Here is a 24,635-nt window from a genome sequence, read left to right as displayed (position 1 = left end):
GGCCCCGGGAACGGGGAACCGAGCCCCTACTCCCTACTCCCTACTCCCTACTCCCTACTCCCTACTCCCCTGCTGTAGAATCACCTCCTTTCGCTTCGCCTATCTGGAACCACCTCTTGCGCCTGACCCATATCAAGCTCTCCGGCTTTAAATCCTTTGTCGACCCGACCAATATCCCGGTGCCCGGGCAACTGGTGGCGGTGATCGGCCCCAATGGCTGCGGCAAATCCAATGTGATCGATGCGGTGCGCTGGGTACTGGGCGAATCTTCGGCCAAACAGTTGCGCGGCGAATCGATGCAGGACGTGATTTTCAACGGCTCGACCACGCGCAAGCCAGTCAGCCGCGCCTCGGTCGAGCTGGTATTCGACAATAGCGACGCCACCCTGTCCGGCAGCTGGGGCCAGTATGTCGAGGTGGCGATCAAGCGCGTGCTGACGCGCCAGGGCGAGTCCAGCTACTACATCAATAACCAGCAGGTACGGCGGCGCGACATTACCGATCTCTTCCTCGGCACCGGTGTCGGCGCACGCGGCTATGCGGTGATCGAGCAGGGCATGATCTCGCGCATTATCGAGGCGCGCCCGGAAGAGCTGCGCGCCTATCTGGAAGAAGCCGCCGGCGTATCCAAATACAAGGAGCGCCGGCGCGAGACCGAAAACCGCCTGCGCGACACCCGCGACAATCTCGAGCGCATCGCCGACTTGCAGCAGGAACTGACACGCCAGGTCGAACGCCTGTCCGAGCAGGCCGAAGTCGCCGCCCAGTACAACGATTTGCGCGGTGCCCTTACCTTCAAGCAAAACCTGCTGGCGCTGGCGCGGCGCGAAGAAGCGGCACGGCTGGAAGCGGCGGCGCGCAGCGAGCTTGCCCGTCTGGAAACCGAAGAGAGCGCCCAGGCGGCGCTGCTGACCGAGCTGGATACCCGGCTGGAAACGGTGCGCGAAGCGCACTTCAGCGCCAGCGACCATGTGCAGACGGCACAGCAGGCACTGTTTGATGCCAGCAGCCAGCTCACCCGGCTGGAAGAGCAGCAACGCCACCAAAGCGAAAACCAGAGCCGTATTGCGCGCGAAATGGGCGTATTGCAAAACGAGCGCCAGACCCTGGCCGCTAGCCGCGCCCAGATGGAGGCCGAGCTGGACGAATGGCTGCCGCGACTGGAAGAAGCGCAGATGGTGCAGGAAGAGGCGCAGATGGCGCTGGAAGACGGCGCCACCAGCCTGCCCGAAGCCGAAGGCGCATTTCGCGGCTGCGACGCGAACCTGGCCAGCCTCACCGCCAGCCAGGCCCAGCTTAGCCGCGAACACGAGCTGGCACGCCAGGGCATCCTGCATCGCCAACAGGCCTTGCAGCAAGTCGCCGAGCGCGAAGACGCACTGACGCGCGAACTGCAGGCTTTGGCGCTGCCGGAAGCGGCGGCGCTGCAAGGTGCCGAAGACAAGGTTGCGCAGGCACGCGCCGCACTGGATGCGGTGCGTGCACGCGTGGCGGCGGATGAAGCCAAACTCGCCGATATGGCCAGCGAGCGCGAACACGCCGATGCGGCACTCGCCAAGCTGCGCACCGAACAGGCCCGCGCCGAAGCCGAAGCCGAGGCGCTGGACAATATGCTCCAGCGCGAAGCCGCCGGTGAGGCGCTGGGCGACTATCTGGAGCGCCAGCACTTAAGCGATGCGCCGCAGCTCTGGCAGACACTGCAAGTTCCCGAGCCATGGCGCATCGCCATCGAAGCGGTGCTGGACAAACGCTTGTCGGCGCGCGCCGCCGACTTGCCCGACAGCCTGCCGCCGGCGGCGCTGCAGCTGATCGACGCCCAAGGCGCCCCTCAGGCCGCCAACCCGGCGCGCCACGCCACGCCATTGTCAGCGCATGCGCGCGCGGCCGCGCCGTTTGATGCGGCGCTGAATCTATGGCTGGCCGGCCTCTATTGCGCCGACACGCTGGAGGAAGCGCTGGAGCGCCGCGGCGAACTGGCCATGGGTGAGGCGTGGATCACGCCGGCCGGACATCGGGTCGATGCGCTCAGTGTCGCCTATTACGCCGAAGCCTCGGGCGCCGGCCTGATGGCGCGCAAAAGCGCGCTGGATGCGGCGCGCGCGCGCAGCGCCCAGTTGGCACCGCAAATAGACCACGCCCAGAAAAAACGCGAAGCCAGCGCCAGCATGGCCGGCATGCTGGCCGAGGCGGTGCGCGCGCAAAAAGGCGCGATCAGCCGGCTGGAACAGGAACTCTCGGCCCTGACGCTGGAGCATGTGCGTCTGGATCAGGCCGCACGCCAGGGCGCCGCGCGCCTGTCGGCCATCAATGCCGAACGCGAACGGCTGCAGGAAACACGGACCCAGGCCGAGCAGGATATGGCCGAGATGGGCATGCAGGCCGAAGAAGCGGCACTGACGCTGGAAGAGCTGAGCTATACGCTGGAAGACGCGCGCCTGGCGCGCCTGAATGCCGAAACCGGGCTGGAGCTGGCACGCAACCGCACCCGCGACGCCGAGCGCCGCGTGCACGAAGCCAGACTGAATATGAGCACCGCCGAGCAAAAAACCGCCGAGGCCGGGCGGCGCGCGCGCGAGCTGGCCGAACGCGAAGAGGCGCTGGCCGAGCGGTTGGAAACGCTGGCACTGGAAGCCGAAACGGTAATCGAGGCCATTCCCGAAGACATGCTGCAAGAAGCGATTCTGGCGCGTGAAACGCAGGAGCTGGCACTGTCGGGCGCGCGCGACGCGCTGGCCGGCCTGGCCGAAGAGTTGCGCCAGCTGGCGCAACGGCAACAGGCGGTCAATACCAGCTTGCCGGCACTACGCGAGGCGCGCAGCGACTGGCTGCTCAAGCATCAGGAGGCCAGGCTGAATATGGCGCGCTTTGCCGAAGAGCTGCAAGAGGCCGGTGCCGACGAGGCGCCGCTGCTGGAAGCCTTGACCGATGCGGTCAAGCCGAACGCGCTGGCGGCCGAAATCGCGCGCCTGGCGCGCGCGCTGGAGGGCTTGGGTGCCGTCAACCTCGCGGCACTGGAAGAGCTGGCCGAGGCACAAAAGCGCGGCGACTATCTGGCCGCGCAATGCGACGACCTGAATGAAGCCATGGCCACGCTGGAAGACGCCATCAGCCGCATCGACGGTGAAACGCGCGACATGCTCAAGACCACCTACGATGCGGTCAACAGCAAGATGAGCGAGTTCTTCCCCACCCTGTTTGGCGGCGGCCATGCCGAACTGGTGCTGACCGGCGAGGACTTGCTGGATGCCGGCATCCAGATCATTGCCCAGCCGCCGGGCAAGAAAAACAGCACCATTCACCTCTTGTCCGGCGGCGAAAAGGCGCTGACCGCGATGAGTCTGGTGTTTGCGCTGTTCTCGCTGAACCCGGCCCCGTTCTGCCTGCTGGATGAAGTGGATGCGCCACTGGACGACGCCAACACCGGCCGCTTCTGCGAGCTGGTAAAGAAAATGTCGGATGCCACCCAGTTCCTCTATATCAGCCACAACCGCCTGACCATGGAAATGGCCGAGCAACTGGTGGGGGTAACCATGCAGGAGCAGGGGGTGAGCCGCATCGTGGCAGTCGATATCGTCGAGGCGCTGAAGCTGCGCGAGCATGGTTGATCTGGCGCAAATCGATTGTGCGCCGGGCAGCTGATAATCCGCAGCCGCCTGCCCTCATCCGGCGCTTTGCGCCACCTTCTCCCAGGGGGAGAAGGAATGCGGGAAGGTTCTGGCTGGCGGTGCCCGCGCCACCGGCTCCCAGAGGGATAAGGGATTCGGAGAAGGCCCAGACTGACGGAACAGCAGGATACGGGATGGGGAGCACCTTGGCTGATGGTCCCCGTTAGCAATAGACAAACCGCTTGACCGGCCATCAGCAATCATCACAGGAACGACAGACGCAGCATGACCATCCGTATCCAACGCTGGGAACCGGAAAACCTGATTTTCTGGCTGGCGCGCGGCAAGCCGATTGCCAGGCGCAATCTGTTGCTGTCCATCCTAGCCCTGCATCTGAACTTCAATATCTGGATGATGTGGAGCATGGTCGTGGTCAACCTGCCATCGGTCGGCTTTTCCATCACCCACCAGCAACAATTTTTGCTGGTGTCCATTCCGCCGCTGACCGGTGCCGTCATGCGCGTCATTTATTCTTCGCTGTGGAGCTGGACCGGTGGCGGCACCTGGCTCGCGCTCTCGACCTTGCTATTGCTGATACCCGCTTTCGGTGTCGGCCATGTGGTGCAGGATATCAGTACACCCTTTCCCCTATTGCTGCTGATCAGCGCCTGCTGCGGCATCGGTGGCGGAGCCTCCAGCTCGCACCTGTCCAACACCAACCTGTTTTTCCCCAAGGCGCAAAAAGGCCTGGCCATGGGCTTAAATGCCGGCATCGGCAATCTGGGGGTATCGATGGCGCAATTGCTGATTCCGCTTGCCATCTCGGTTCCCTTGTTTGGCGCACTGGCCGGCAGCTCGCAAATCTGGGGCCATGGTGGCGAGGTCTATCCGGTGTGGCTGCAAAACGCCGGCTATCTGTGGATTGCGCCCATTTTACTGGTGTCGGCGCTGTGCTTTGTCTACGCCCATGACCTGCCCAAACTCAGGCTGACGCCGCGCGATCAATGGCAGATGATGCAAGAACGCCACACTTGGTATGTCTGCTTTTTGTATATGGGCACTTACGGCACCTTTCTTGGCATGGCCGCCGCCTTTCCCTTGCTGTCGCGCACCCTGTTTCCGCTGCATGACGCGACGCCCTATCTGTTTATCGGCCCCATGCTGGCGGCCTTGTCGCGCCCGTTTGGCGGCTGGTGCGGCGACCGCATCGGCGGCGGCATCAGCGTGATTGCCTGCTATGCCGTACTGATCATCGGCACGCTGGGCGTGATCGCCAGCCTGCCGGACGCAGAAAGTCCCGGCTCGTTCTGGCTGTTTCTGGCCATGTGCCAGCTTCTGTTTCTCGCTGCCGGCATAGGCAATGGCGCGGCCTACCAGCTCGCACCCAAGGTCTTTATGCTGCAGGCCGGGCGCGAAGCCCACGCCAGGGGTGAAACCGTGGCACAAACCTATCAGCGCGGCACACGCCGCGGCACGGCGGCCATGGGAGTCAGCTCGGTGATGGCGGCCTTCGGCGGCTTTGTGATTCCCGAAACCTTCGGCTATTCGCTGGAAACCGCCGGCAGTTTTATGCCGGCCTTTGTGCTGTTCCTGCTGTTTTATCTGCTGTGCGCCACGATTGCCTGGCGCTGCTATACGCGCGCAAGCGCCACGCTCAAGTGCTGATAAAAAAAACCGGGGTACTGCTGCCGCTGGCCCTGTCACTGCTGCTGCATACGCTGTTTGTTGCACTATTGCCCGCCATGCAGGCGCAAACAACACGCCCGCCCTTGCAGCTAGGCCTATTGGCCCTGCCACGCCCAAGCTTGGGCAAGCCGGCTTCGGTGCCGGCCTCGCCCGCCCAAGCGGCGCCCTTGCCGGCCAAGGCCATGGCCAATCACCGGCCCGCCCCCAAAACCACGACCGCCAAGCCCTTGCCCGCACCGCCTAGGCCCGCTGGCAGACCCGACCTTGCCCTGCCCGCCCCGCCGGCAGCGCCGGCAACGGCAGCAACGGCAGCAACAACGGCAAGCCCAGCGACAGCCGGCACAGCGACCGGCAGCAGCGCGCCCGCCAGCGCGGGAGCAGGCGCGCTGCAGACAACCGATGCGGGATCCGCTTCGGATGCCGGCTTTAGCAGCGCAGACTGGCGTGCGGGCTCGCTGGACAACCCCGCCCCGGTCTATCCGGAACGCGCGCGCGCGCGCGGCGAAGAAGGCCGGGTGGTGTTGCGGGTTGAGGTCGGCGCCGATGGCCGCGTGCGCGATATCAGCATCTTGCACAGCAGCGGTTTTCCACGGCTGGATCGCGCGGCGCGCGATGCGGTCGAACGCTGGCGCTTTACCCCGGCCAGACGCGGCAATCGCGCCGTTGCCGACCGCGTCGATGTGCCTATCCGCTTCCGCCAGACTGATGAATAAGGTCAAACCGTAAACGGAAAACGCGCGCCACAGCCCGCTTATTCGTTTAATTTTGCGAGCGCACAAAATCATTAAAAAGCAAAGCCGTTTGCATGACGAGCTTTGATATAATATTGTCCCGTCTATTAGCCGTATTGTGGATAAAGCTGAATGAGCGAATTACAGATCGGCTTGCTGATGCTGGGCGGCGCATTTATCGCGCTGGTACTCGGCGTCAACTGGTATCAGGAATGGCGCTTCAAAAAGAAGACCCGCCAGGCTTTTGCGCGCGAGCACTCCGACGTTTTGCTGGACGTACCGAAAAACCAGGTACGCGACGGCGTCGCCAACGACCGCCTCGAGCCGGTTTTGGCCACCCCGCTGGATCTGCCGGACTTGCCAGAGCCGTCCGCCCATACCGCCGCGCCAAGCGCCGGCCTAGCGCCGCTTGAGCTGCCGGATGAGCCGCTGCCCGAGCCGGAGGCGATTCGTCTGGATATGCCGATGCCCATGGATGCCGACGATCATCAGGCCTTGGTGGTGGCCATGCTGGACCCGTCGCTCGACTTTATTGCCGAAGTGGTGTTCCGCCAGCCGTTCCAGCTCAATGCCCTGCCACGCTTTGCCGTGGCCAAGCGCGTACAGCAAATCGGCCGCACCGAACATGGCCTGTGGAAACAGGCCGAGGCGGTGCCCGGTGTGCGTTACAAGCAACTGAATATTGCGCTGCAGCTGGTGGATCGCAGCGGCGCGGTCAATGAGCAGGAAGTCTCCAGCTTCTGCCAGCAAGTGGCACGCTTTGCCGAAGAAAACGAAGCGGCGGTCAGCTTTCCGCAACGCGCGCAAAAACTGGTTGCCGCGCGCGAACTGGATCATTTCTGCGCCGATGTCGATATGCTGATCGGCATCAACATCCTGCCGCGCGCCCCGATCAATGGTGGCGAGCTGCGCAACTTTGCCGAAGCCTGCGGCCTGCAGCTGGAACACGATGGTGCCTTCCACTGCCTGTCCGACTCGGGCAATACCCTGTTTTCGCTGAGCAGTGCCGACCAGACTCCATTTTCCGATGCCGGCCTGTCCAGCCAGCGCCTGCCCGGCCTGACGCTATTATTTGACGTGCCGCGCGTAGCCGGTGCGGTTGAGGTCTTTGATCGTGCGGTCGAGTTTTCACGCGAACTGGCCGCCGAATTCGATGCCCAGCTGGTCGACGACAACCGCCGTGCCCTGAGCGCACAGGGTCTGGCCCGCATCCGCGAACAATTGGTACAGATCTACGCCAATATGGACGATAGGGGCATCGCACCGGGCAGCTTCGCCGCCCTGCGCCTGTTTGCCTGACGCGCCCAGACGTAAACAACCGATATCAACACCCGCAGCCGGCGCGAATGCCGGCTGTTTGCTTTGGAGCGCAATGATGACCGAGCCTGAGCGCCGCGCAGCCGAACTTGCCACCTTGCTGAACCGCTACAACCGCGAGTACTACCAGCTGGATGCGCCCAGCGTGCCCGATGCCGAATACGACCGCCTGCTGCGCGAGCTCGAGGCGCTGGAAACCGCCCATCCCGAACTGAAAGCCCCTGATTCGCCAAGTTTGCGCGTCGGTGCCGCACCGCTGGCGGCGTTTGACAGCGTGCGCCACGACACGCCCATGCTGTCGCTGTCCAATCTGTTTTCCGACATGGAGGCCTCCAGCTTCGCCACGCGCCACGCCGAGCTGATTGCCTTTGACGAGCGCATCCGGCGCGAGCTGGGCATTCATACCGCCAGCTACGCCGTCATGCCCAAGTTCGACGGTCTGGCGGTGAGCCTGATTTACCGCGATGGACTACTGGTGCAGGGCGCCACGCGCGGCGATGGCAGCAGCGGAGAGAACGTCAGCGAAAACATCCGCACCATACGCAGCATTCCCTTGCGCCTGAATACCCCCACCCCGCCAGCCTTGCTGGAAGTGCGCGGCGAGGTACTGATGTTCAAACAGGATTTTGAACGGCTGAACAGCGAGCAGCTGGCACGCGGCGACAAGGCCTTTGTCAACCCGCGCAATGCCGCCGCCGGCAGCTTGCGCCAGCTGGATGCGCGCATCACCGCGCGCCGCCATTTATCCTTCTTTGCCTACGCCATCGCCCAACTGGACGGCGCCGCGTGGCCGGACAGCCACCAGCACGAGATCGACTATCTGCAGAGCCTGGGCATACCGGCAGTACCACCCGAACGACGCCCGGTGCTCAGCGGCGTCGAGGCGCTGGCCGGCTATTACGAGGCCATGATTGCACAGCGCGCCAGCCTGCCCTACGACATCGACGGCGTGGTGTACAAGGTCGACAGCCGTGCACAACAGGATACGCTGGGCTTTGTGTCGCGCGCGCCGCGCTTTGCCGTCGCGCACAAGTTTCCGGCCGAAGAAGCCCTGACCACGGTCGAAGCCATCGATGTACAGGTCGGACGCACCGGCGCGCTGACGCCGGTGGCACGTCTGGCGCCGGTGTTTGTCGGCGGCGTCACCGTCACCAACGCCACCTTGCACAATGAAGACGAGGTACGGCGCAAGGATGTGCGCGTGGGCGACACCGTTTATGTGCGCCGCGCCGGCGATGTGATTCCGGAAGTGGTATCGGTGGTGCTGGCCCAACGCCCCCAGCAGGCCAGCGCCGACGCTGACCTGTTTAGCCCGGCCAGCACGCCGCGCTATCCGCCATGGTCGCTGCCGGCCGCCTGTCCGGTGTGCGGCTCGCATGTCGTGCGCGAAGCAGGTGAAAGCATTGCCCGCTGCGCCGGCGGCTTCGCCTGTCAGGCGCAGCGCATGCAGGCCATCCGCCACTTTGCCGGCCGGCGCATGATGGATATCGAAGGGCTGGGTGAAAAGCATATCGATAATCTGGTCGATCTGGGCTATGTGCACCGGGTGGCTGACCTGTACCGGCTCACGCTGGCTGACCTGCTGGAAATGAAACGCCGCGCCGATGCGCGCGACAACACGCCAGACGAGGCGGAGAGTGCGCTCGCACAACTGGCCATAGGCCAAAGCGCAGACCTGCTGGCGGCACCGCTAGACAAGACGCCGACCCGCTGGGCGGAAAACCTGCTGTCCGGCATTGCCGCCAGCCGCCAGCCGCCGCTGGCGCGGCTATTGTTTGCGCTGGGCATACGCCATGTCGGCGAATCAACCGCCAAGACGCTGGCCGACTATCTGGGCACGCTGGAAACGGTACGCCATGCACCGGCGGCGCTCTTGGCCGCCCTGCCCGACATCGGCGCCGTGGTGGCCGCCTCCATTGCCGACTTTTTTGCCGAGGCCAATAACGAACACGCCATCGATGACTTGCTGGCCGCCGGCGTCACCCCGGCCGACGAACATGCGCCGTCGCCCGAGCTTGCCGAACTGCTTAGCCCTGCGCGCCTGCTGGCCCGTCTGGCCATCCCGCGCCTGACCGAAATCCGCGCATCCCAGCTCGTGCAGCAAGTCAACAGCCTTGAAGCCTTGGCCGCGCTGGATAGGCGCAGCGTCATCGCGCTGGCCTTACCGGCCGAGGTGGTCAATGCACTGGCCGATTATCTGGATCAGCCGCGCGCGCGCGCGCAGCTGCAAGCACTCGCCGCACAAGTCGCCGGGCTATTGCAACAACTGCCCGCGCAGGCGCAAGACACCAAGGCGCTGGCCGGGCAGAGCTTTGTGCTGACCGGTACCCTGCCCACGCTGTCGCGCGACGAAGCCCGCGCCCTGATTGAAGCGGCCGGCGGCAAGGTGTCCGGCAGCGTCTCGAAAAAAACGCACTATGTGGTGGCCGGCGAAGCCGCCGGCAGCAAGCTGGAAAAAGCGGTCGCACTCGGGGTGACGATACTGGACGAGGCGGCGCTACGCGTGCTGCTAGGCTAAGCCGCAGGCAGAATCGCCATGCTATAAAAATAGAATGCGGCAAGCATCCAAGCTTAGTGGATAAGTACTCCCCGACAGGCGTCAAAGCCAATACAATGCGAGGCGACAAAATGCACAACCATCCCATTTTTGGAGCAGTCATGCAAAAGATTACCAAGGCCGTGTTTCCGGTTGCCGGCATGGGCACCCGCTTTTTGCCCGCCACCAAGGCCAGTCCGAAAGAAATGTTGCCGGTGGTCGACAAGCCGCTGATCCAGTATGCGGTCGAAGAGGCCGTAGCCGCCGGTATCACCGAGCTGATTTTCATTACCGGCCGCAATAAGCGCTCGATCGAGGATCACTTCGACAAGGCCTACGAGCTGGAAACCGAACTGGAAAACAAGAACAAGCAAAAACTGCTGGAGATGGTACAGGGCATTATCCCGCCTACCGTCAGCTGCATTTATATCCGCCAGACCCAGGCGCTGGGTCTGGGTCATGCCGTTCTGTGCGCCCGCCCTGCCGTTGGGGATGAGCCCTTTGCCGTGATTCTGGCCGACGACCTGATCGACGGCGAACCCGGCGCGATGGAGCAGATGGTCAAGGTCTTCAACCAGACCCACTCGTCCATCCTCGGTGTGGAAACCGTACCGCACGAGCAAACCGGTTCTTACGGCATTGTCGAAGTCAAAGAAAATGGCCGTGGCCAGCAGCAGGTGACCAGCATCGTGGAGAAGCCGCACCCCGACGTCGCGCCATCCAATCTCGCCGTGGTCGGCCGCTACATCCTGACCCCGCGCATCTTCGACAAGCTGGTCAACACCCAGGCTGGCGCCGGAGGCGAGATCCAGCTCACCGACGGCATTGCCGCGCTGATGAAGGATGAAGCCATACTGGCGCTGCCCCTGCGCGGCACCCGTTACGACTGCGGCTCCAAGCTCGGCTACCTCAAGGCCACCGTCAATTACGCCTTGAAACACCACGAGGTCGGCGCCGAGTTTGCCGATTACCTCAAGTCGCAGGCACGCTAAACCCTTGAGTCCCGTGCGCTGTGCCCACCCGGTGCAGCGCATTTTTCTTTGTCCATAAAATAAAGGCTGCCTCATGCCAAACTTTGCCGAAGCCCAAGGCATACTCAACAGTTCCGACATCCTGTTTACCGCAGCCGAAGTCGATGCCGCCGTCGACCGCATGGCGGCCGACATTACCGCCAAGCTGGGTCGCGACTACCCGCTGGTCCTGTCGGTCATGGGCGGTGCCGTGGTGTTTACCGGCCAGCTCTTGCCGCGCCTGGTGTTCCCGCTGGACTTCGACTACGTTCATGTTTCCCGCTACGGCGACAAGACCCACGGCGGCGAACTGGTGTGGCGCACCGCCCCCAAGGAAGATGTACGCGACCGCGTGGTACTGGTACTGGATGACATCCTGGACGAAGGCCATACCATGGCGGCCATCCGCGACAAGGTGATGGAAATGGGTGCCAAGGCCTGCTACAGCGGCGTCTTTGCCAACAAGCTGATCGCCAAGGAAAAGCCTATCGCCGCCGATTTTGTCGGCATCGATGTGCCGGACCGTTATGTCTTCGGCTACGGCATGGACGTGCGCGGCATCTGGCGCAACCTGCCGGCAATTCACGCACTGAAATAAGCCTGTTCAAGTCAGCCGGAGCCCCTGCCGGCTCCGGCTTGTCCAGGCTGATCGATCTGAAGTTCTCCCGCCCGCCTGATACCCCCCAGTCCGCCAGCAGCAACGCGATCCATCACGGCGGCTAATTGCCATGCAAAAAGGGCGCCATAAGGCGCCCTTGCTCTGTCACACTCCAGCCTGACTTACTTCGTTTTCAAGCCCTTGGCGGCAACCTCGTCCAGCAGCAAAATCATGCTGACCGTGCGCGGTGCGAAGGTCTTGAGATCCACCGTTTCCTTGTCCAGATCGTGCTCGTAATCGGTTTCCACCCCCAGGCCATCGATGGTCGGAATATGTTTGGAGGTAAAGTTGCCGATAGTGACACCACCACCGGACCATTCAACCACATTAGCCCCGTATTGCTGCTTGACGATTTTCTTGTAGGAATCGACCAGCGCCGCGGCGGCCGGCGTTTTTTCCATGGCCGGCAAATAGGAGAACGGGCCTTTTACCTCGACCCGGGTGCCACCCACCGTCGGCGTGGCGGCGATCTTGGCAATGGCAGCCTGGATCTTCTTCAGGTCCTCGACCTTGTAGCCGCGGATATCCAGCTTGGCCGTGGCGGCAGCCGGTACGCTGTTGCGCTTGGTATTCGGGGTTTCGATCACGCCTACATTGATGGTCAGCTCGGGAATGAACTGGCCATGGTCGCTCAGGCCGCGCTTGGCAAGGCCGGCCGGCGTGAACTGGGACGGATCTTTCGGCAGCGGGCTGGCCAGTTTCATAATGCGGGTGATCTGGTTCGCAAGCTCCACCGTCGCGCTGGCCGACGATTGCGGCGAGTTGCCGGCATGGCCGGTCGTGCCCTTGACGTTGATATCGAAGTTGGCCGCCCACTTGCGCTGCGTGGTCAGACCCCAGCCCGGACGGGCGGTATCCACCGACAAGGTCAGATCGGCCTGCTTGGCCAGCTCGCCCAGGATCTGCTCTTCCAGATCGGAACCGACTTCTTCTTCGGCATCGAAGTAAAAAATCATTTCGCCGTAGTTGTTGAAGCCCAGCTTTTCCATGGCTTGGGCAAAATGCAGCAGCTGTGCAACCGAAGCCTTGCTGTCTCCCGCGCCCGGGCCTTGCGACAAGCCGGTCTTGGCATCGTAGCTGTACGGCTTTTTGGCCAGGCTGCCCTTAGGCTGCACGGTATCGGTGTGGCCCAGAATCAGCACGCGCTGCTGGCCTTCGCCCTTCTTGCGCAGGATGACATGGGTGCCGGCATCATTCTCGCGGTACTCGGTCTGATAACCCAAAGGCTCAAAACGGGCTTTCAGCCAGTCTGCCATCTGGCGGCTGCCGGCCTTGTCGCCGGTAGGCGATTCTATTTCGGTCAGTGCTTTGTGATCCTGCAAATAGGCAGGAAACTGTCCATCCACCACCGACTTGACCTTGGCAGGATCAAGCGGTGCGGCAAAGGCAGACATAGAGAAAGCAGCGAGGCAGGCAGCGGTAAGCGGGGCGATACGACGAAACGACATGAAGCACTCCATCCAGCCATTTAGGGAGCGCTTACTTTACGCCGGCACCGCTGATAATTAAATAATTATCTGATGGATTATTATTAATATTGCAAATTGATTGATAAATATCAAATAGGAATATCACACAACACGCATAGCGCGACACATCGTGCTACGCCATAAAAAAGCGGTGCCCCTAAAGTGCGCCGCCTTGCCGATCCACCGGCGTCAAATAATGCCCAGCAACAAACCCGCCCCGGCCGCCACAAACAGCAAGGTCAGCGCCAGGCCTATCCATACCGTCCAATGCCGCCCGGCTTCGAGACAGGCCTGCGCGGGCTGCGCCGGATTAACATAAACCTTGACCGCCTTGCCCAGCGGATACTGCGCCACCCGCGCCGCCGCCCCGGCCATGCTTTGCTGGTAGCCGGCATCGGGGAAGGACACGGTGGATGCACTGTATTCCACGCCGTTATACCGGTAACGGTAAGTCAGCAGCGCCTTATACTCTTCGCGCGCGCTGGCATCGCCGCCACCCCGGCGCAAGCGGCTATCGATGCGGCTGTCGGTGATTTCACCGAGCGCAGTCGGCCACGCTTCGGCCGCTCGCCCGGTTTCTCCCAAGCGCCACAGATAGCTAAAGCCCGCCAGACCGACCGCGATCAGCAGAAAAGGCAGAAACTTTTCCATCCGCTTCAGCTATTGCGCTTGCCGTTGGCGCGCTTGGCGTATTCCTGCTCGCGCGCCTGCTTGGCGGCGGCGCGCTCGGCGATCAACTCCTTGGCGCGCTTTTTCCATACCGCCCATTCGTCCGGACGCTCCAGCGACAGGCGGCCGATCAGGCCGTCGCGGAACTCGGTCAGCACGATTTCGGACGCTTTCTGGATATTGATACGCCCGCCACCCAGCACGGCACCGCGCTTTTTGCCTATCATTTCCAACACCTGCCAGTCCTGCATGCCGTTGATGTCGTCCAGCTTGTAGCGGGCGCTCAATTCGGCTGCATAGTGCTGCAACAGATATTTGAGCAACTCCAGCACCACCTCTTCTTCATCCATCGCATTGCGGCCGACCGCTCCGCTGGCGGCGAGATTGTAGCCGCCCTCTTCTACTTCGATCTTGGGCCACAGCATGCCCGGCGTGTCGAACAGTTCAAAATCGTCGGCCAGCATGATGCGCTGCTCGCCCTTGGTCACCCCCGGCATATTGCCGGTCTTGGCAATCTTGCGCCCGGTCATGGTATTGATCAGCGTGGATTTGCCGACGTTGGGAATGCCGCAGATCATCACGCGCAAAGGCTTGTCCAGCCCGCCGCGATTAGGCACCAGCTCGCGGCAGGCCGCGATCAGCTTCTGGCTGGGGGCGCGCTCGCCGGCGTCAAGGCCGATGGCCTGGGTGCCAGGCTGGCTGCGATACCAGCTCAGCCACTGCTGGGTCACGGATGGATCGGCCAGATCCTGCTTGTTGAGAATCTTGAGCGTGGGCTTGCGCCGCGCCAGTTGCGCGATCATCGGGTTGGCACTGGAGGCAGGCAGGCGGGCGTCCAGCATCTCGATGACAACATCGATGCCGCGCAGGCGCTCAGCCACATCCTTCTTGGCCTTGTTCATATGGCCGGGGAACCATTGGATAGCCATGTTTACTGCTTTCTTAAAGGGTCGATCAGATGGATCAAGCCGTTATGTTTGAGTTCAAGCGTCAGCGCCAGTACACGGCCGATTTCACCGGGCGGAAAGCCCTTGCGCGCAAACCACACCAGATAAGCCTGCGGCAAATCGGCAATCAGCACCCCTTTATACTTGCCGTAAGGCATGCGGCGGGTGGCGACCAGGATGAGCAGCTCGGGGTCCATGGGACGCTCTGACGAGAAAAGGAAGGCATTGTGCCCATAGCAAGATGGCCTGTCACGCGACAGGCCATAAAAATGCGGAAAAACAAGGCAATAGCGCCCGTTTATGCCGCTTTACAGCAGAATGGCCTTGCCGTCGTTCAGCGTAATAAAACCGCGCACGATACGATAGACGAACCATAGCCAGGCGATGCCCAGAATCGCGAAACCCACCAGAATCCAGGTCAGCGCACCGCCGACAACCGTCCACAGCAGCATCCACCAGAAAGTGCGGATCTGCCAGCGAAAATGGCTTTCATACAAAGTGCCGCGCACATCGGGCATTTTCAGGTAGTTGATGACCAGCCCCACCAGCATGGGCAGGCCGGTAAACAGGCTGACCGCCTGGATCGCGTAAACCAGTAATGCCAGATTGTTCAAACGGCGATCGCCGGTTCCTACGACTTCATAATCCATCATTCACCTCTTTAATCCTGCCAGTTTACAAACCCAAGCGTGTCAGCCATACCCCGGCACGCAAGCGTAGTTGCACGCGCATCATGCGGGTGCGCGCGATGGCGCCCGAAGCGGCCATCATGTTTTCAAAAGCAATCCCGCTCCAGCCCTGCATCAGCATGGAAGCATCCCCCGGCGGCGGCACCAGCAGCAAGGCTTCAGCCCGTGGTGCCGCGAGCCCCAGCTCCTGCGCCAAAGCCGCCAGACGCTGATTGGCTATAGCCAGTTGCCCCAAGCTGGACTCGGGCAAGGCGATATGGCTCAAACCCAGCAGCAGGATGCGGGCGGCCAGCCAGTCGGCCGCATCGCTCAAACGTGCCGCTGCCGGGCTGGTTTCCTGATAGCGGCGCGAAGCCAGCACCATGGCCAGCTGACGAATTTCCGGCAGCAGCGACTCGATCAGGCCGGCGTCCCCCGCTTCCAGCGCCGACAAGGGCGCCAAAGAAACCGGCTCGCCGGCAACCATGGCTTCGGCATCGGTCAGCAGGTAGACCGGCCACAGCACGGCAGCGCGCTGCAAAGGCAAGGCTCTCTGGGGTATCGTAATAGTGTCTCTACTGTCTGCCATGCTCGAGTGCTCCTGGGGTGCCGCAATCCGGAGCCTGCTGTGCTGGGTACTAGATGCACAAATGCCGCCTGATCGCGGCGGCATTCGTTCGGGATTCATTGCGAATTCAATTCACGCAAACCCACCGGCGCCGCCATATGAGGAGCGGTACCAATAATAAGCGTGAGCGATTGCGTGGAGGGTATTCATGCGTTCCATCCTGCCAAGATGACCGTGAATTGTCAAGGCGCAGCCCAATTCACGACCTCGCTGATGCAAAAACCCGACACAAGGTCGGGCTGGATGCTTACATATTCGGGTAGTTAGGCCCGCCACCGCCTTCCGGCACCGTCCAGTTGATGTTCTGGGTCGGATCCTTGATGTCGCAAGTCTTGCAGTGCACACAGTTCTGCGCATTGATCTGCAAGCGCGGCTTGCCTTCTTCCCGGCCCATGATTTCATACACCCCGGCCGGGCAATAACGCTGCTCGGGCGCGTCGTACTTGGCCAGGTTGATCTGGATCGGCACATCGGCGTTTTTCAGCTTCAGATGCGGCGGCTGGTCTTCGCTATGGTTGGTATTGGAAATAAATACCGAGCTCAGACGGTCGAAAGTCAGCTTGCCGTCCGGCTTGGGGTAGGCAATCGGCGAATACTCATCGGCCGGACGCAGGCACTCATGGTCACGATGCTTGTGACGCAGGGTCCATGGCGCTTTGCCGGCGAAAATATAGGTATCGATGGCCGAGTACAGCATCGCCCCCCACATACCCCAGCGGAAAGATGGACGGATGTTGCGCGCACGATACAGTTCGTCCTTCAGCCAGCTCTTCTCGAAGCGTGCCGGATAGGCGACCGCCTCGTTGCCGCCTTCTTCCGAGACCAATAATTCGAATACCGCATCGGCAGCCAGCATGCCCGATTTCATCGCGGTATGCGTGCCCTTGATCTTGGGCATATTGAGGAAGCCGGCCGTGTCGCCAACCAGCACGCCGCCGGGGAAGGTCAGTTTGGGCAGACTCTGCAAGCCGCCCTCGACCAGCGCCCGGGCACCATAGGAAAGACGGCGGGCACCATCAAAATACTTGCGGATGGCCGGATGAGTCTTGAAGCGCTGGAACTCTTCAAACGGCGACAGATACGGGTTTTTGTAATCGAGGCCAACCACATAACCGACCACCACCTGGTTATTCTCGAGGTGATAAAGGAAGGAGCCGCCATAAGTGGACGCATCCAGCGGCCAACCCACGGTATGCACAATCTTGCCTTCCTCGTGCGCCGATGCCGGCACCTCCCACAACTCCTTGATACCGATGCCGTAGGTCTGTACATCGGCATCGCGCTGCAGATCAAAGCGCTGGAACAAGGTCTTGCTCAGCGAACCACGGCAGCCTTCGGCAAACACGGTCTGCCTGGCCCACAGCTCCATCCCCGGCTGCCAGGCATCGGTTTTTTCACCATCCTTGCCGATGCCCATGTCACCGGTAGCGACCCCTTTGACCGAACCATCGGCGTGGTACAACACCTCGGCCGCAGCAAAGCCCGGGTAGATTTCAACGCCCAACTCTTCAGCCTGCTGCCCAAGCCAGCGGCAGAAATTACCCAAGCTGACGATATAGTTGCCTTCGTTATGCATTTGCGGCGGCGTTGGCAACTGCACCGACTCGGTTTCGGTCAGCAGCAAGAACTGGTCTTTCTTCGCTGCCGTATTCAGCGGTGCGCCTTTTTCCTTCCAGTCGGGAATCAACTCTTCCAGCGTACGCGGCTCAATCACCGCGCCGGACAGAATGTGCGCGCCGATTTCCGAACCTTTTTCCAGCAGGCAAACGCTCAGTTCTTGTCCGGTCTGTGCCGCCAGTTGCTTGAGACGGATCGCGGTGCTCAGTCCGGAAGGACCGCCACCCACGACCACGACATCGTATTCCATATATTCGCGTTCCACCGCTTCTCCTTATGCCTTGCGCCAGGCTTTCTCCATATTGCATGCAATGATGCTATTTTTAGTGCAGCGCGTCAAAATCGAACACTCGTTTAAACGATACTTCTTGCATGCAAGGCGTCAATTTGTGCCGGGGTATAACCCAGACCGGACAGAACGGCGTCGGTGTGTTCGCCCAGTTTGGGCGGGGCCAGCGCATACTCCAGCGGCGTGCCAGACAAGCGTATCGGGCACGCCACCTGCGGCACATCCTGCCCCATGCTGTCCTGCATATGCATTTCCATCTGCCGGTGACGGACCTGCGGATCGGCAAAGGCCTCGTCCACGGTATTGATAGGCCCGCACGGCACACCGGCCGCCTCCAGCATCTCCAGCCATTGTCCGCGTGAGCGGCAGATAAATGCGCCGGCAAGCTCAGCCACCAGCAGCTCGCGGTACTGCACCCGCTGCGGGTTGGTCGCAAAGCGCGCATCGTTCGCCAGCTCCGGCTTCGCGATACACTCGCAAATGGCGCGGAACTGGCGGTCATTGCCGCAAGCCAGAATGAAATGGCCATCGGCACAGGCAAACACCTGATAAGGCACGATATTGGGGTGGGCATTACCCAAGCGTGGCGGCACTTCGCGCCCGACCAGATAATTCATCCCCACATTGGCCAGCATGGCCAAGGCACAATCCAGCAAGGCCATATCGATATGCTGCCCAAGCCCGGTACGGGTACGCGAGAGCAAGGCGGCCTGCACCGCATTGGCAGCATACAGCCCGGTAAAGACATCGGTGACCGCCACGCCGACCTTGTGCGGCTCGCCATCGGCCGGGCCGGTAATGCTCATCAGCCCGCTCATGCCCTGCACGATATAGTCGTAGCCCGGGCGCTCGGCATACGGGCCATCCTGGCCAAAACCGGTAATCGAGCAATACACCAGCCGCGGATTCAGTGCCGCCAGACTGGCATAGTCGAGGCCGTACTTGGCCAGCCCGCCCACCTTGTAGTTTTCCAGCAGCACATCGGCGCTGGCGGCCAGGCGGCGCACGACTTCCTGCCCTTCCGGCCGGGTGATATCCACCGTCACCGAGCGCTTGCCGCGATTGGCCGCCAGAAAATACGCCGCGGTCCCGTCGGGCAAGCTCGGCGGCGCCCATTGCCGGGTATCGTCCCCCGCGCCGGGGCGCTCCACCTTGATCACCTCAGCCCCCAGATCGGCCAGCAACTGGCCCGTCCATGGACCGGCCAACACCCGCGACAAATCGACTACTTTGATACCGGCCAGCGCACCAGACATGGCAAACTCCTACGGTTTGAACAGGGCAAAAAATCGCCCGGGCAGGCCGGGCGTCAAGGACAGACAGGAAACAGGGCGGACACGGCAGCCTGACAGCGTGTCCGCAATAGATCAGCTAAACGCCTGAATGCCGGTGATGGCGCGTCCCAGAATCAGGGCATGCACATCATGCGTCCCCTCGTAGGTATTCACCGCTTCGAGGTTCATCACATGGCGAATGACATGGAACTCGTCCGAGATGCCGTTGCCGCCGTGCATATCGCGCGCCACGCGGGCAATCTCCAGCGCCTTGCCGCAGTTATTGCGCTTGATCAGCGAGATCATCTCCGGCGCAGCGCGGCCCTCGTCCATCAGGCGGCCGACCTGCAAGGCAGCCTGCAGGCCCAGTGCGATCTCGGTCTGCATATTGGCCAGCTTGAGTTGCGGAATCTGGTTGGCCGCCAGCGGGCGACCGAACTGGTGGCGGTCAAGCTGATACTGACGCGCCGCGTGCATGCAGAATTCAGCCGCACCCATCGCACCCCAGGCAATGCCGTAACGCGCCTTGTTCAGGCAGCCGAACGGCCCTTTCAGGCCGGAGACCCCAGGCAGCAGGTTTTCTTCCGGCACGAACACGTCGGCCATCACGATCTCGCCGGTAATCGATGCGCGCAGGCTGAACTTGCCTTCGATCTTGGGGGCGGAAAGCCCGGCCATGCCCTTCTCCAGCACAAAGCCGCGAATTTCGCCTTCATCATCCTTGGCCCACACCACAAACACATCGGCCACCGGGCTATTGGTGATCCACAATTTGCTGCCCTTGAGCAGATAGCCGCCATCGACCTTTTTCGCCCGCGACTTCATCCCGGCAGGATCCGAACCGGCATCCGGTTCAGTCAGCCCGAAGCAGCCTATCCATTCACCGGTGGCAAGCTTGGGCAGATATTTGGCTTTTTGTGCCTCGGAGCCGTAGGCCCAGATCGGATGCATGACCAGGGATGACTGCACGCTCATGGCCGAGCGGTAACCCGAGTCGACGCGCTCGACTTCGCGGGCAATCAGGCCGTACGCCACATGGTTCAGGCCGGCGCAGCCATAGCCGTCTATGGTGCAACCCAGCAGACCCAGTTCGCCCATTTCGTTCATGATCTCGCGATCGAAACGCTCTTCACGGTTGGCCAGCAACACGCGCGGCAGCAACTTGTCCTGACAGTAAGCGCGGGCAGCCTCCTGCACCATGCGCTCCTCGTCGCTCAGCATGGAAGAAAGCAGCAGCGGATCGTCCCAGCTAAACGGGGCGCGGCTTGTATTGGCGGCCATGATTGTCTCCGGTGAGTTAATTCCGCCTTGCGGAATACTGTTCTACGTTGCAGAATAGACTAAGCGCTCGGATTCAAGATGTAAAGCGTCACCAGCCTCTACGACCTGAACCCTCATCAACAAAAAGGAAAACCGGATGTCAGAACAGGACAAGGACAGGCTGTTTGTCACCGCCTTGGCACGCGGACTGGCCGTATTGTCAGCCTTCCAGCCCGGCGAGACGGCGCTGTCCAATCAGGAGCTGGCCAAACGCACCGGCCTGCCCAAATCCACAGTGTCGCGTTTAAGCTACACCCTGCTGCAACAGGGCTATCTGCAGCAAGATGGCGACAGCGGTTTTTACCGGCTGGGGCTGGCGGTACTGGCGCTAGGCTCTGCGGTGCTCTCCAGCTACGACATCCGCAGCCTCGCCGCACCGCTGATGCGCGAGTTTGCGCTGGCACACAACCTTTCGGTCAGCCTCGCGCTGCGTGACGGCACCGATATGGTGTATCTGGAAACCTGCCGCAGCCAGGCGCGCATCAGCATCCAGCTGACCATAGGCTCGCGCGTCCCCCTGGCCACCAGCGCCATCGGCCGCGCCTGTTATGCCGGCTTGCCCGAGGCGGAGCGCAAGGCTGTGGAACAAGAGCTCGCCCTGCGCTACGGCCAGCACTGGCCCGCCATTCAGCAAGCACTGGAAGCGGCCAGAGCACAGTATCTGCAGTACGGCTTTTGCGAGTCTTTTGGCGAATATGAAAAAGACGTGATGGCGGTGGCGCTGCCGCTGCCGGCGCTGGCGGGTCAGCCCTCCGGAGTCAGCCTGAACGCCAGCGGCCCCGCTTTTGCCTGGAGCGCCGAGAAGATGCGCGACGAAATCGCCCCGGCACTGCACGAGCTGCGCCGCCGCCTGCTACCGGGCTAGCCAATAGAAAAGGGCAGCCCGATGGCTGCCCCGAGTCTTGCGCCTGCCGCGATTCAGGCGGCTTGTGGCGGCACGCTATTGATGTAATGCACCAGCTGGTCGATCACGAACTGCTGCTCGGCAATGGTGGCATGCACCACATCGCCGATCGAGATAATGCCCTCGACTTCATCCCCGTCCATCACCGGCAGGTGGCGGATGCGTTTCTCCGTCATCAGGGCCATACAATCGGCCACGGTCTGTGCCGGCGCGACACAAATCACCTTACTGGTCATGATCTCCTGCACCTGTGTACTGGCCGAAGAGCGCCCTTCCAGAATGATGCGCCGGGCGTAGTCGCGTTCGGAAAAAATCCCCACCACATGCCCGCCGCCCATCACCAGCACCGCGCCGACATTTTCCTCGGCCATCACCTTCAGCGCCTGCAATACCGACACTTCCGGGCCGACATACACCAGCTTGCGGCTGGCCTTGGCGGCCAGTAATTGACGAACAGTCTGCATGGCCCATCCTCCGTTCACGACGCTCATGTCATGAGTATAGAAAGGCGCAGGCAAATGCACGGATAATTTAGCCTATGACCTAGGCGCCGTTGCCGGCCCGTATCATGGTGCCCACGCCGGCCGCCGTCATCACCTCCAGCAGCAAGGCATGCGGCACCCGCCCATCGATGATATGCACCGCGCCCACACCATTTTTCGCCGCTTCCAGCGCCGAGGCGATTTTGGGCAGCATGCCGCCATGTATGGTGCCGTCGGCAAAGAGTTCATCCACCCGTGTCGCGCTCAGATTGGTCAAAAGCGTGCCTTCCTTATCCAGCACCCCCGGGGTATTGGTCATCAGGATCAGCTTTTCCGCCCCCAGCGTTTCGGCCAGCTTGCCGGCCACCAGATCGGCATTGATGTTGTAGGCTTCGCCGGCGCGGCCCACGCCTATGGGCGCAATCACCGGAATGAAGTCCTGGCTGTCGAGCAAGGCGACCAGACCCGGATCAATGCTGTCGATTTCGCCCACCTGACCGATATCGATAGGCGCCTCGTCCCCGGCCGCGGGCAACAACAATTTTTTGGCGCGAATAAAGTGCCCGTCCTTGCCGGTCAGCCCCACCGCCTTGCCGCCATGCTGATTAATCAGCGACACGATCTCCTTGTTGACCAGACCGCCCAACACCATCTCGACCACATCCATGGTTTCGGCATCGGTCACGCGCATGCCCTGGATAAACTCGCCCTGCTTGCCCACGCGTGCGAGCAAGTCGTTAATCTGCGGGCCGCCACCATGTACCACCACCGGGTTCATACCCACCAGCTTCAACAGCACCACGTCTTTGGCAAAATCCTCCTTCAGCTTGTCATCGGTCATGGCATTGCCGCCGTACTTGATGACCAGCGTCTTGCCGGCGAAGCGGCGTATATAAGGCAAAGCCTCGGACAGGATGGAAGCCTTGTCGGCAGCAGGGGTCGTCATGGTGATCGCTCCAGATGGCAACTAATAAAACCGACATTCTACCCATACGGCTTAGTGAAATTGTATTTATTAATTGCAAAGGGCATATCGCTAGATTAGAGTCCGGCCATTAATAAATATAAATTCAGAAAGTGCCATGACCGAAACCCAAGCCGTGCGCTGGCAAAGGCGCAAAGAGGTGCGCCCGGGCGAAATTCTGGATGCTGCGCTCGCACTGTTTGTCGAAAAAGGCTACAGCGCCACCAAGATAGACGACATTGCCCGCGCCGCCGGTGTCACCAAGGGCACGCCTTATCTGTACTTCCCGTCCAAGGCCGACATTCTCAAAGCCGTGGTGCGCGAAAAACTGCTGGAGCGGGTGGCCGATATGGAAAACCTCAGCCGCGCCCATCCGGGCACACCGGCTACGCTGATCCGCCTGCTGCTGCTCAAATGGTGGGATGACGTCGGCGCGACGCCGCTGTCCGGCCTGTGCAAGCTGATGGTGGCCGAAGCCGTCAATTTTCCCGAGCTGGCACGCTTTTATCACGACGAAGTGATTATCCGCAGCCGGGCCATTGCCCTGCGCCTGGTGCAGCAAGGCATGGACAGCGGCGAGTTTGTGCAGGGCGACGCCGAAGCGGCGGTCGATGCCCTGCTTGCGCCGCTATTGATGACCATGATCTGGCGTCACTCCTTTGCCTGCATCCCCGGCTGCGAAATCTACCGCGGCGAGCCCAAGCTCAGGCTGCAAGCGGCCATCGATCTGGTACTGGCCGGCCTTGCCCGACCCGAATAACAAGCACAAATCCACACGAGAGAATCCGCAATGAACACATGGCAACAATGGGTGCTGGCCGGCACCATGCTGGGGACGCTTGGCGCCTGCGGCAAGAAAGCCGAAGTACAACAGGAAATCCGTCCGGTCAGGACCATGATTGCCGGTGACCGTCATGCACAAACTGCCGACAGTTACGCCGGCGAAGTGCGTGCCCGCCATGAAACCCGCCTCGCCTTCCGGGTGCCGGGCAAGGTGGTCGAACGCTATGTCAGCGCCGGCCAGCAGGTCAAAAAAGGCCAGGCGCTGGCACGGCTGGACGGCAGCGACTACGCGCTGGACCTGTCGGCCAAACAGGCGGCACAGTCGGCAGCACAGGTCGAGCTCGCGCAACAGGAAGCCGACCTGGCCCGTTCGCGCGAGCTGCTCAAGCAGGCCTTTATCAGCCAGGCGCAATTTGATCGCCAGCACAGCGCACTGGAAGCGGCGCGCGCACGCGCCAAACAGGCAGCCGCCCAAGCCAGTGCCTCGGGTAATCAGGCGGATTATGCGCTACTGCGCGCCGACGCCGACGGCATCATCAGCGAGATTTCAGCCGAGCCCGGCCTGGTCGTCGCCGCCGGTCAGCCGGTCGCCCGCCTTGCCGCCGATGGCGAACGCGAAGTCGCCATCCAGTTGCCGGAAAATGCACTGGATAAGGTGCGCAGCGCCAAAACGCTGAACGTCACACTATGGAGCACGCAACAACAATTCCCGGGCCAGCTGCGCGAGCTGGCTGGCGACGCCGACCCGGCGACCCGCACTTACGCCGCGCGCGTACGCATTCATGCGCCGGCCGGGCAATTGCAGCTGGGGCAGACCGCCCGCGTCACGCTGCCGGCTGCCTCCGGGCAAGGCCTCTATCTGCCGCTATCCGCCATTCTCGACACCGGCGGCAAGCACTCGGTGTGGGTGGTGGACAGCAAAAAGCTGACCGTCAAGCAGCGCGCCGTCACGGTAGCCACTTTGGACAGCCATGGTGCCACCCTGTCCGGCGGGCTCAATGCCGGCGAGCAGGTGGTGACTGCCGGCGTGCATCTGTTGCGCGACGGCCAGTCCGTCAAGCTGCTGAAGCCATAAGGA

21 protein-coding genes are annotated in these 24,635 nt (G+C 61.9%); 10 read left to right on the top strand and 11 right to left on the bottom strand.

Translation table 11 applies throughout. The features are described 5' to 3' along the window. The first annotated feature begins 116 nt into the window (after positions 1-116). The 7 genes from smc (at position 117) to M3P88_RS00155 (ending at position 11,483) form a co-directional block, all read left to right on the top strand. Positions 117-3,605 carry a chromosome segregation protein SMC gene (gene smc / locus M3P88_RS00185; protein ID WP_249614092.1) on the top strand — a complete coding sequence of 1,163 codons (3,489 nt, stop codon included), beginning with the start codon at positions 117-119 and terminating at the stop codon, positions 3,603-3,605. 285 nt (positions 3,606-3,890) lie between these two features. Beyond that, positions 3,891-5,270, top strand: a complete 1,380-nt coding sequence (locus M3P88_RS00180) for an MFS transporter (RefSeq protein WP_249614091.1) — start codon at positions 3,891-3,893, stop codon at positions 5,268-5,270. Beyond that, a complete protein-coding gene (locus M3P88_RS00175; RefSeq protein WP_249614090.1) occupies positions 5,264-6,004 on the top strand; it encodes an energy transducer TonB in 741 nt (246 codons plus the stop codon). The genes M3P88_RS00180 and M3P88_RS00175 overlap by 7 nt, the downstream gene beginning before the upstream one ends. Positions 6,005-6,154: 150 nt before the next feature. After that, complete coding sequence (locus M3P88_RS00170; protein WP_249614089.1) at positions 6,155-7,321, top strand: cell division protein ZipA C-terminal FtsZ-binding domain-containing protein; 1,167 nt, start codon at positions 6,155-6,157, stop codon at positions 7,319-7,321. A gap of 76 nt (positions 7,322-7,397) precedes the next feature. Next, the gene (ligA, locus tag M3P88_RS00165) at positions 7,398-9,857 is read left to right on the top strand and encodes an NAD-dependent DNA ligase LigA (RefSeq protein WP_249614735.1); all 2,460 of its coding nucleotides are present in this window, start codon (positions 7,398-7,400) and stop codon (positions 9,855-9,857) included. A gap of 140 nt (positions 9,858-9,997) precedes the next feature. Next, positions 9,998-10,867 (top strand): UTP--glucose-1-phosphate uridylyltransferase GalU, encoded by an 870-nt coding sequence (gene galU, locus M3P88_RS00160; RefSeq protein ID WP_249614088.1) that lies wholly within the window; start codon positions 9,998-10,000, stop codon positions 10,865-10,867. 73 nt (positions 10,868-10,940) lie between these two features. Further along, on the top strand, positions 10,941-11,483 hold the full coding sequence (locus M3P88_RS00155; RefSeq protein WP_249614087.1) for a hypoxanthine-guanine phosphoribosyltransferase: 543 nt from the start codon (positions 10,941-10,943) through the stop codon (positions 11,481-11,483). A 182-nt stretch (positions 11,484-11,665) separates the two neighbouring features. Here M3P88_RS00155 and M3P88_RS00150 read toward each other — a convergent pair whose 3' ends face one another. The 9 genes from M3P88_RS00150 to M3P88_RS00110 all read right to left on the bottom strand — a co-directional run bounded on the left by M3P88_RS00150 (position 11,666) and on the right by M3P88_RS00110 (position 20,385). Further along, positions 11,666-12,991 carry a M20/M25/M40 family metallo-hydrolase gene (locus M3P88_RS00150; RefSeq protein ID WP_249614086.1) on the bottom strand — a complete coding sequence of 442 codons (1,326 nt, stop codon included), beginning with the start codon at positions 12,989-12,991 and terminating at the stop codon, positions 11,666-11,668. A 210-nt stretch (positions 12,992-13,201) separates the two neighbouring features. Further along, a complete protein-coding gene (locus tag M3P88_RS00145; protein WP_249614085.1) occupies positions 13,202-13,663 on the bottom strand; it encodes a DUF3592 domain-containing protein in 462 nt (153 codons plus the stop codon). Positions 13,664-13,668: 5 nt separating this feature from the next. Continuing rightward, positions 13,669-14,610 (bottom strand): ribosome biogenesis GTPase YlqF, encoded by a 942-nt coding sequence (ylqF, locus tag M3P88_RS00140; protein ID WP_249614084.1) that lies wholly within the window; start codon positions 14,608-14,610, stop codon positions 13,669-13,671. A gap of 2 nt (positions 14,611-14,612) precedes the next feature. Beyond that, the gene (locus M3P88_RS00135) at positions 14,613-14,825 is read right to left on the bottom strand and encodes a DUF3820 family protein (protein WP_249614083.1); all 213 of its coding nucleotides are present in this window, start codon (positions 14,823-14,825) and stop codon (positions 14,613-14,615) included. A 111-nt stretch (positions 14,826-14,936) separates the two neighbouring features. Beyond that, a complete protein-coding gene (locus M3P88_RS00130) occupies positions 14,937-15,278 on the bottom strand; it encodes a DUF4870 family protein (protein ID WP_249614082.1) in 342 nt (113 codons plus the stop codon). Between the two features lie 25 nt (positions 15,279-15,303). Continuing rightward, positions 15,304-15,885, bottom strand: coding sequence for a hypothetical protein (locus tag M3P88_RS00125; protein WP_249614081.1), 582 nt, complete (start codon positions 15,883-15,885; stop codon positions 15,304-15,306). Between the two features lie 286 nt (positions 15,886-16,171). Then, a complete protein-coding gene (locus tag M3P88_RS00120; RefSeq protein WP_249614734.1) occupies positions 16,172-17,791 on the bottom strand; it encodes an electron transfer flavoprotein-ubiquinone oxidoreductase in 1,620 nt (539 codons plus the stop codon). Positions 17,792-17,895: 104 nt separating this feature from the next. Further along, on the bottom strand, positions 17,896-19,086 hold the full coding sequence (locus tag M3P88_RS00115) for a CaiB/BaiF CoA transferase family protein (RefSeq protein ID WP_249614080.1): 1,191 nt from the start codon (positions 19,084-19,086) through the stop codon (positions 17,896-17,898). Positions 19,087-19,197: 111 nt separating this feature from the next. After that, positions 19,198-20,385, bottom strand: coding sequence for an acyl-CoA dehydrogenase (locus M3P88_RS00110; protein WP_249614079.1), 1,188 nt, complete (start codon positions 20,383-20,385; stop codon positions 19,198-19,200). 136 nt (positions 20,386-20,521) lie between these two features. Between M3P88_RS00110 and M3P88_RS00105 the strand changes: the two genes are divergently transcribed. After that, a complete protein-coding gene (locus tag M3P88_RS00105) occupies positions 20,522-21,289 on the top strand; it encodes an IclR family transcriptional regulator (RefSeq protein ID WP_249614078.1) in 768 nt (255 codons plus the stop codon). Positions 21,290-21,342: 53 nt separating this feature from the next. Here the strand turns inward: M3P88_RS00105 and M3P88_RS00100 are convergent, their stop codons facing one another. After that, positions 21,343-21,792 carry a CBS domain-containing protein gene (locus M3P88_RS00100; protein ID WP_249614077.1) on the bottom strand — a complete coding sequence of 150 codons (450 nt, stop codon included), beginning with the start codon at positions 21,790-21,792 and terminating at the stop codon, positions 21,343-21,345. A 79-nt stretch (positions 21,793-21,871) separates the two neighbouring features. After that, complete coding sequence (gene argB / locus M3P88_RS00095; protein WP_249614076.1) at positions 21,872-22,756, bottom strand: acetylglutamate kinase; 885 nt, start codon at positions 22,754-22,756, stop codon at positions 21,872-21,874. Between the two features lie 136 nt (positions 22,757-22,892). On the opposite strand from argB, the gene M3P88_RS00090 reads away from it, so the two are divergent. Next, positions 22,893-23,534 carry a TetR/AcrR family transcriptional regulator gene (locus tag M3P88_RS00090; protein ID WP_249614075.1) on the top strand — a complete coding sequence of 214 codons (642 nt, stop codon included), beginning with the start codon at positions 22,893-22,895 and terminating at the stop codon, positions 23,532-23,534. 30 nt (positions 23,535-23,564) lie between these two features. After that, the gene (locus M3P88_RS00085) at positions 23,565-24,632 is read left to right on the top strand and encodes an efflux RND transporter periplasmic adaptor subunit (protein ID WP_249614074.1); all 1,068 of its coding nucleotides are present in this window, start codon (positions 23,565-23,567) and stop codon (positions 24,630-24,632) included. Positions 24,633-24,635 lie beyond the last annotated feature (3 nt).

It is taken from the genome of Craterilacuibacter sp. RT1T (assembly GCF_023502145.1).
Classification (GTDB): Bacteria; Pseudomonadota; Gammaproteobacteria; order Burkholderiales; family Chromobacteriaceae; genus Craterilacuibacter.
The sequence above is the reverse complement of the archived record's forward strand: the minus strand, read 5'-3'. Positions and strand labels throughout refer to the sequence as shown.

Coding starts and splice junctions, on each gene's coding strand:
- M3P88_RS00180 (WP_249614091.1), top strand. CDS start 3,891: ATGACCATCCGTATCCAACGCTGGGAACCGGAAAACCTGATTTTCTGG.
- M3P88_RS00170 (WP_249614089.1), top strand. CDS start 6,155: ATGAGCGAATTACAGATCGGCTTGCTGATGCTGGGCGGCGCATTTATC.
- ligA (WP_249614735.1), top strand. CDS start 7,398: ATGACCGAGCCTGAGCGCCGCGCAGCCGAACTTGCCACCTTGCTGAAC.
- galU (WP_249614088.1), top strand. CDS start 9,998: ATGCAAAAGATTACCAAGGCCGTGTTTCCGGTTGCCGGCATGGGCACC.
- M3P88_RS00155 (WP_249614087.1), top strand. CDS start 10,941: ATGCCAAACTTTGCCGAAGCCCAAGGCATACTCAACAGTTCCGACATC.
- M3P88_RS00150 (WP_249614086.1), bottom strand. CDS start 12,991: ATGTCGTTTCGTCGTATCGCCCCGCTTACCGCTGCCTGCCTCGCTGCT.
- M3P88_RS00145 (WP_249614085.1), bottom strand. CDS start 13,663: ATGGAAAAGTTTCTGCCTTTTCTGCTGATCGCGGTCGGTCTGGCGGGC.
- ylqF (WP_249614084.1), bottom strand. CDS start 14,610: ATGGCTATCCAATGGTTCCCCGGCCATATGAACAAGGCCAAGAAGGAT.
- M3P88_RS00135 (WP_249614083.1), bottom strand. CDS start 14,825: ATGGACCCCGAGCTGCTCATCCTGGTCGCCACCCGCCGCATGCCTTAC.
- M3P88_RS00130 (WP_249614082.1), bottom strand. CDS start 15,278: ATGGATTATGAAGTCGTAGGAACCGGCGATCGCCGTTTGAACAATCTG.
- M3P88_RS00125 (WP_249614081.1), bottom strand. CDS start 15,885: ATGGCAGACAGTAGAGACACTATTACGATACCCCAGAGAGCCTTGCCT.
- M3P88_RS00120 (WP_249614734.1), bottom strand. CDS start 17,791: ATGGAATACGATGTCGTGGTCGTGGGTGGCGGTCCTTCCGGACTGAGC.
- M3P88_RS00115 (WP_249614080.1), bottom strand. CDS start 19,086: ATGTCTGGTGCGCTGGCCGGTATCAAAGTAGTCGATTTGTCGCGGGTG.
- M3P88_RS00110 (WP_249614079.1), bottom strand. CDS start 20,385: ATGGCCGCCAATACAAGCCGCGCCCCGTTTAGCTGGGACGATCCGCTG.
- M3P88_RS00105 (WP_249614078.1), top strand. CDS start 20,522: ATGTCAGAACAGGACAAGGACAGGCTGTTTGTCACCGCCTTGGCACGC.
- M3P88_RS00100 (WP_249614077.1), bottom strand. CDS start 21,792: ATGCAGACTGTTCGTCAATTACTGGCCGCCAAGGCCAGCCGCAAGCTG.
- argB (WP_249614076.1), bottom strand. CDS start 22,756: ATGACGACCCCTGCTGCCGACAAGGCTTCCATCCTGTCCGAGGCTTTG.
- M3P88_RS00090 (WP_249614075.1), top strand. CDS start 22,893: ATGACCGAAACCCAAGCCGTGCGCTGGCAAAGGCGCAAAGAGGTGCGC.
- M3P88_RS00085 (WP_249614074.1), top strand. CDS start 23,565: ATGAACACATGGCAACAATGGGTGCTGGCCGGCACCATGCTGGGGACG.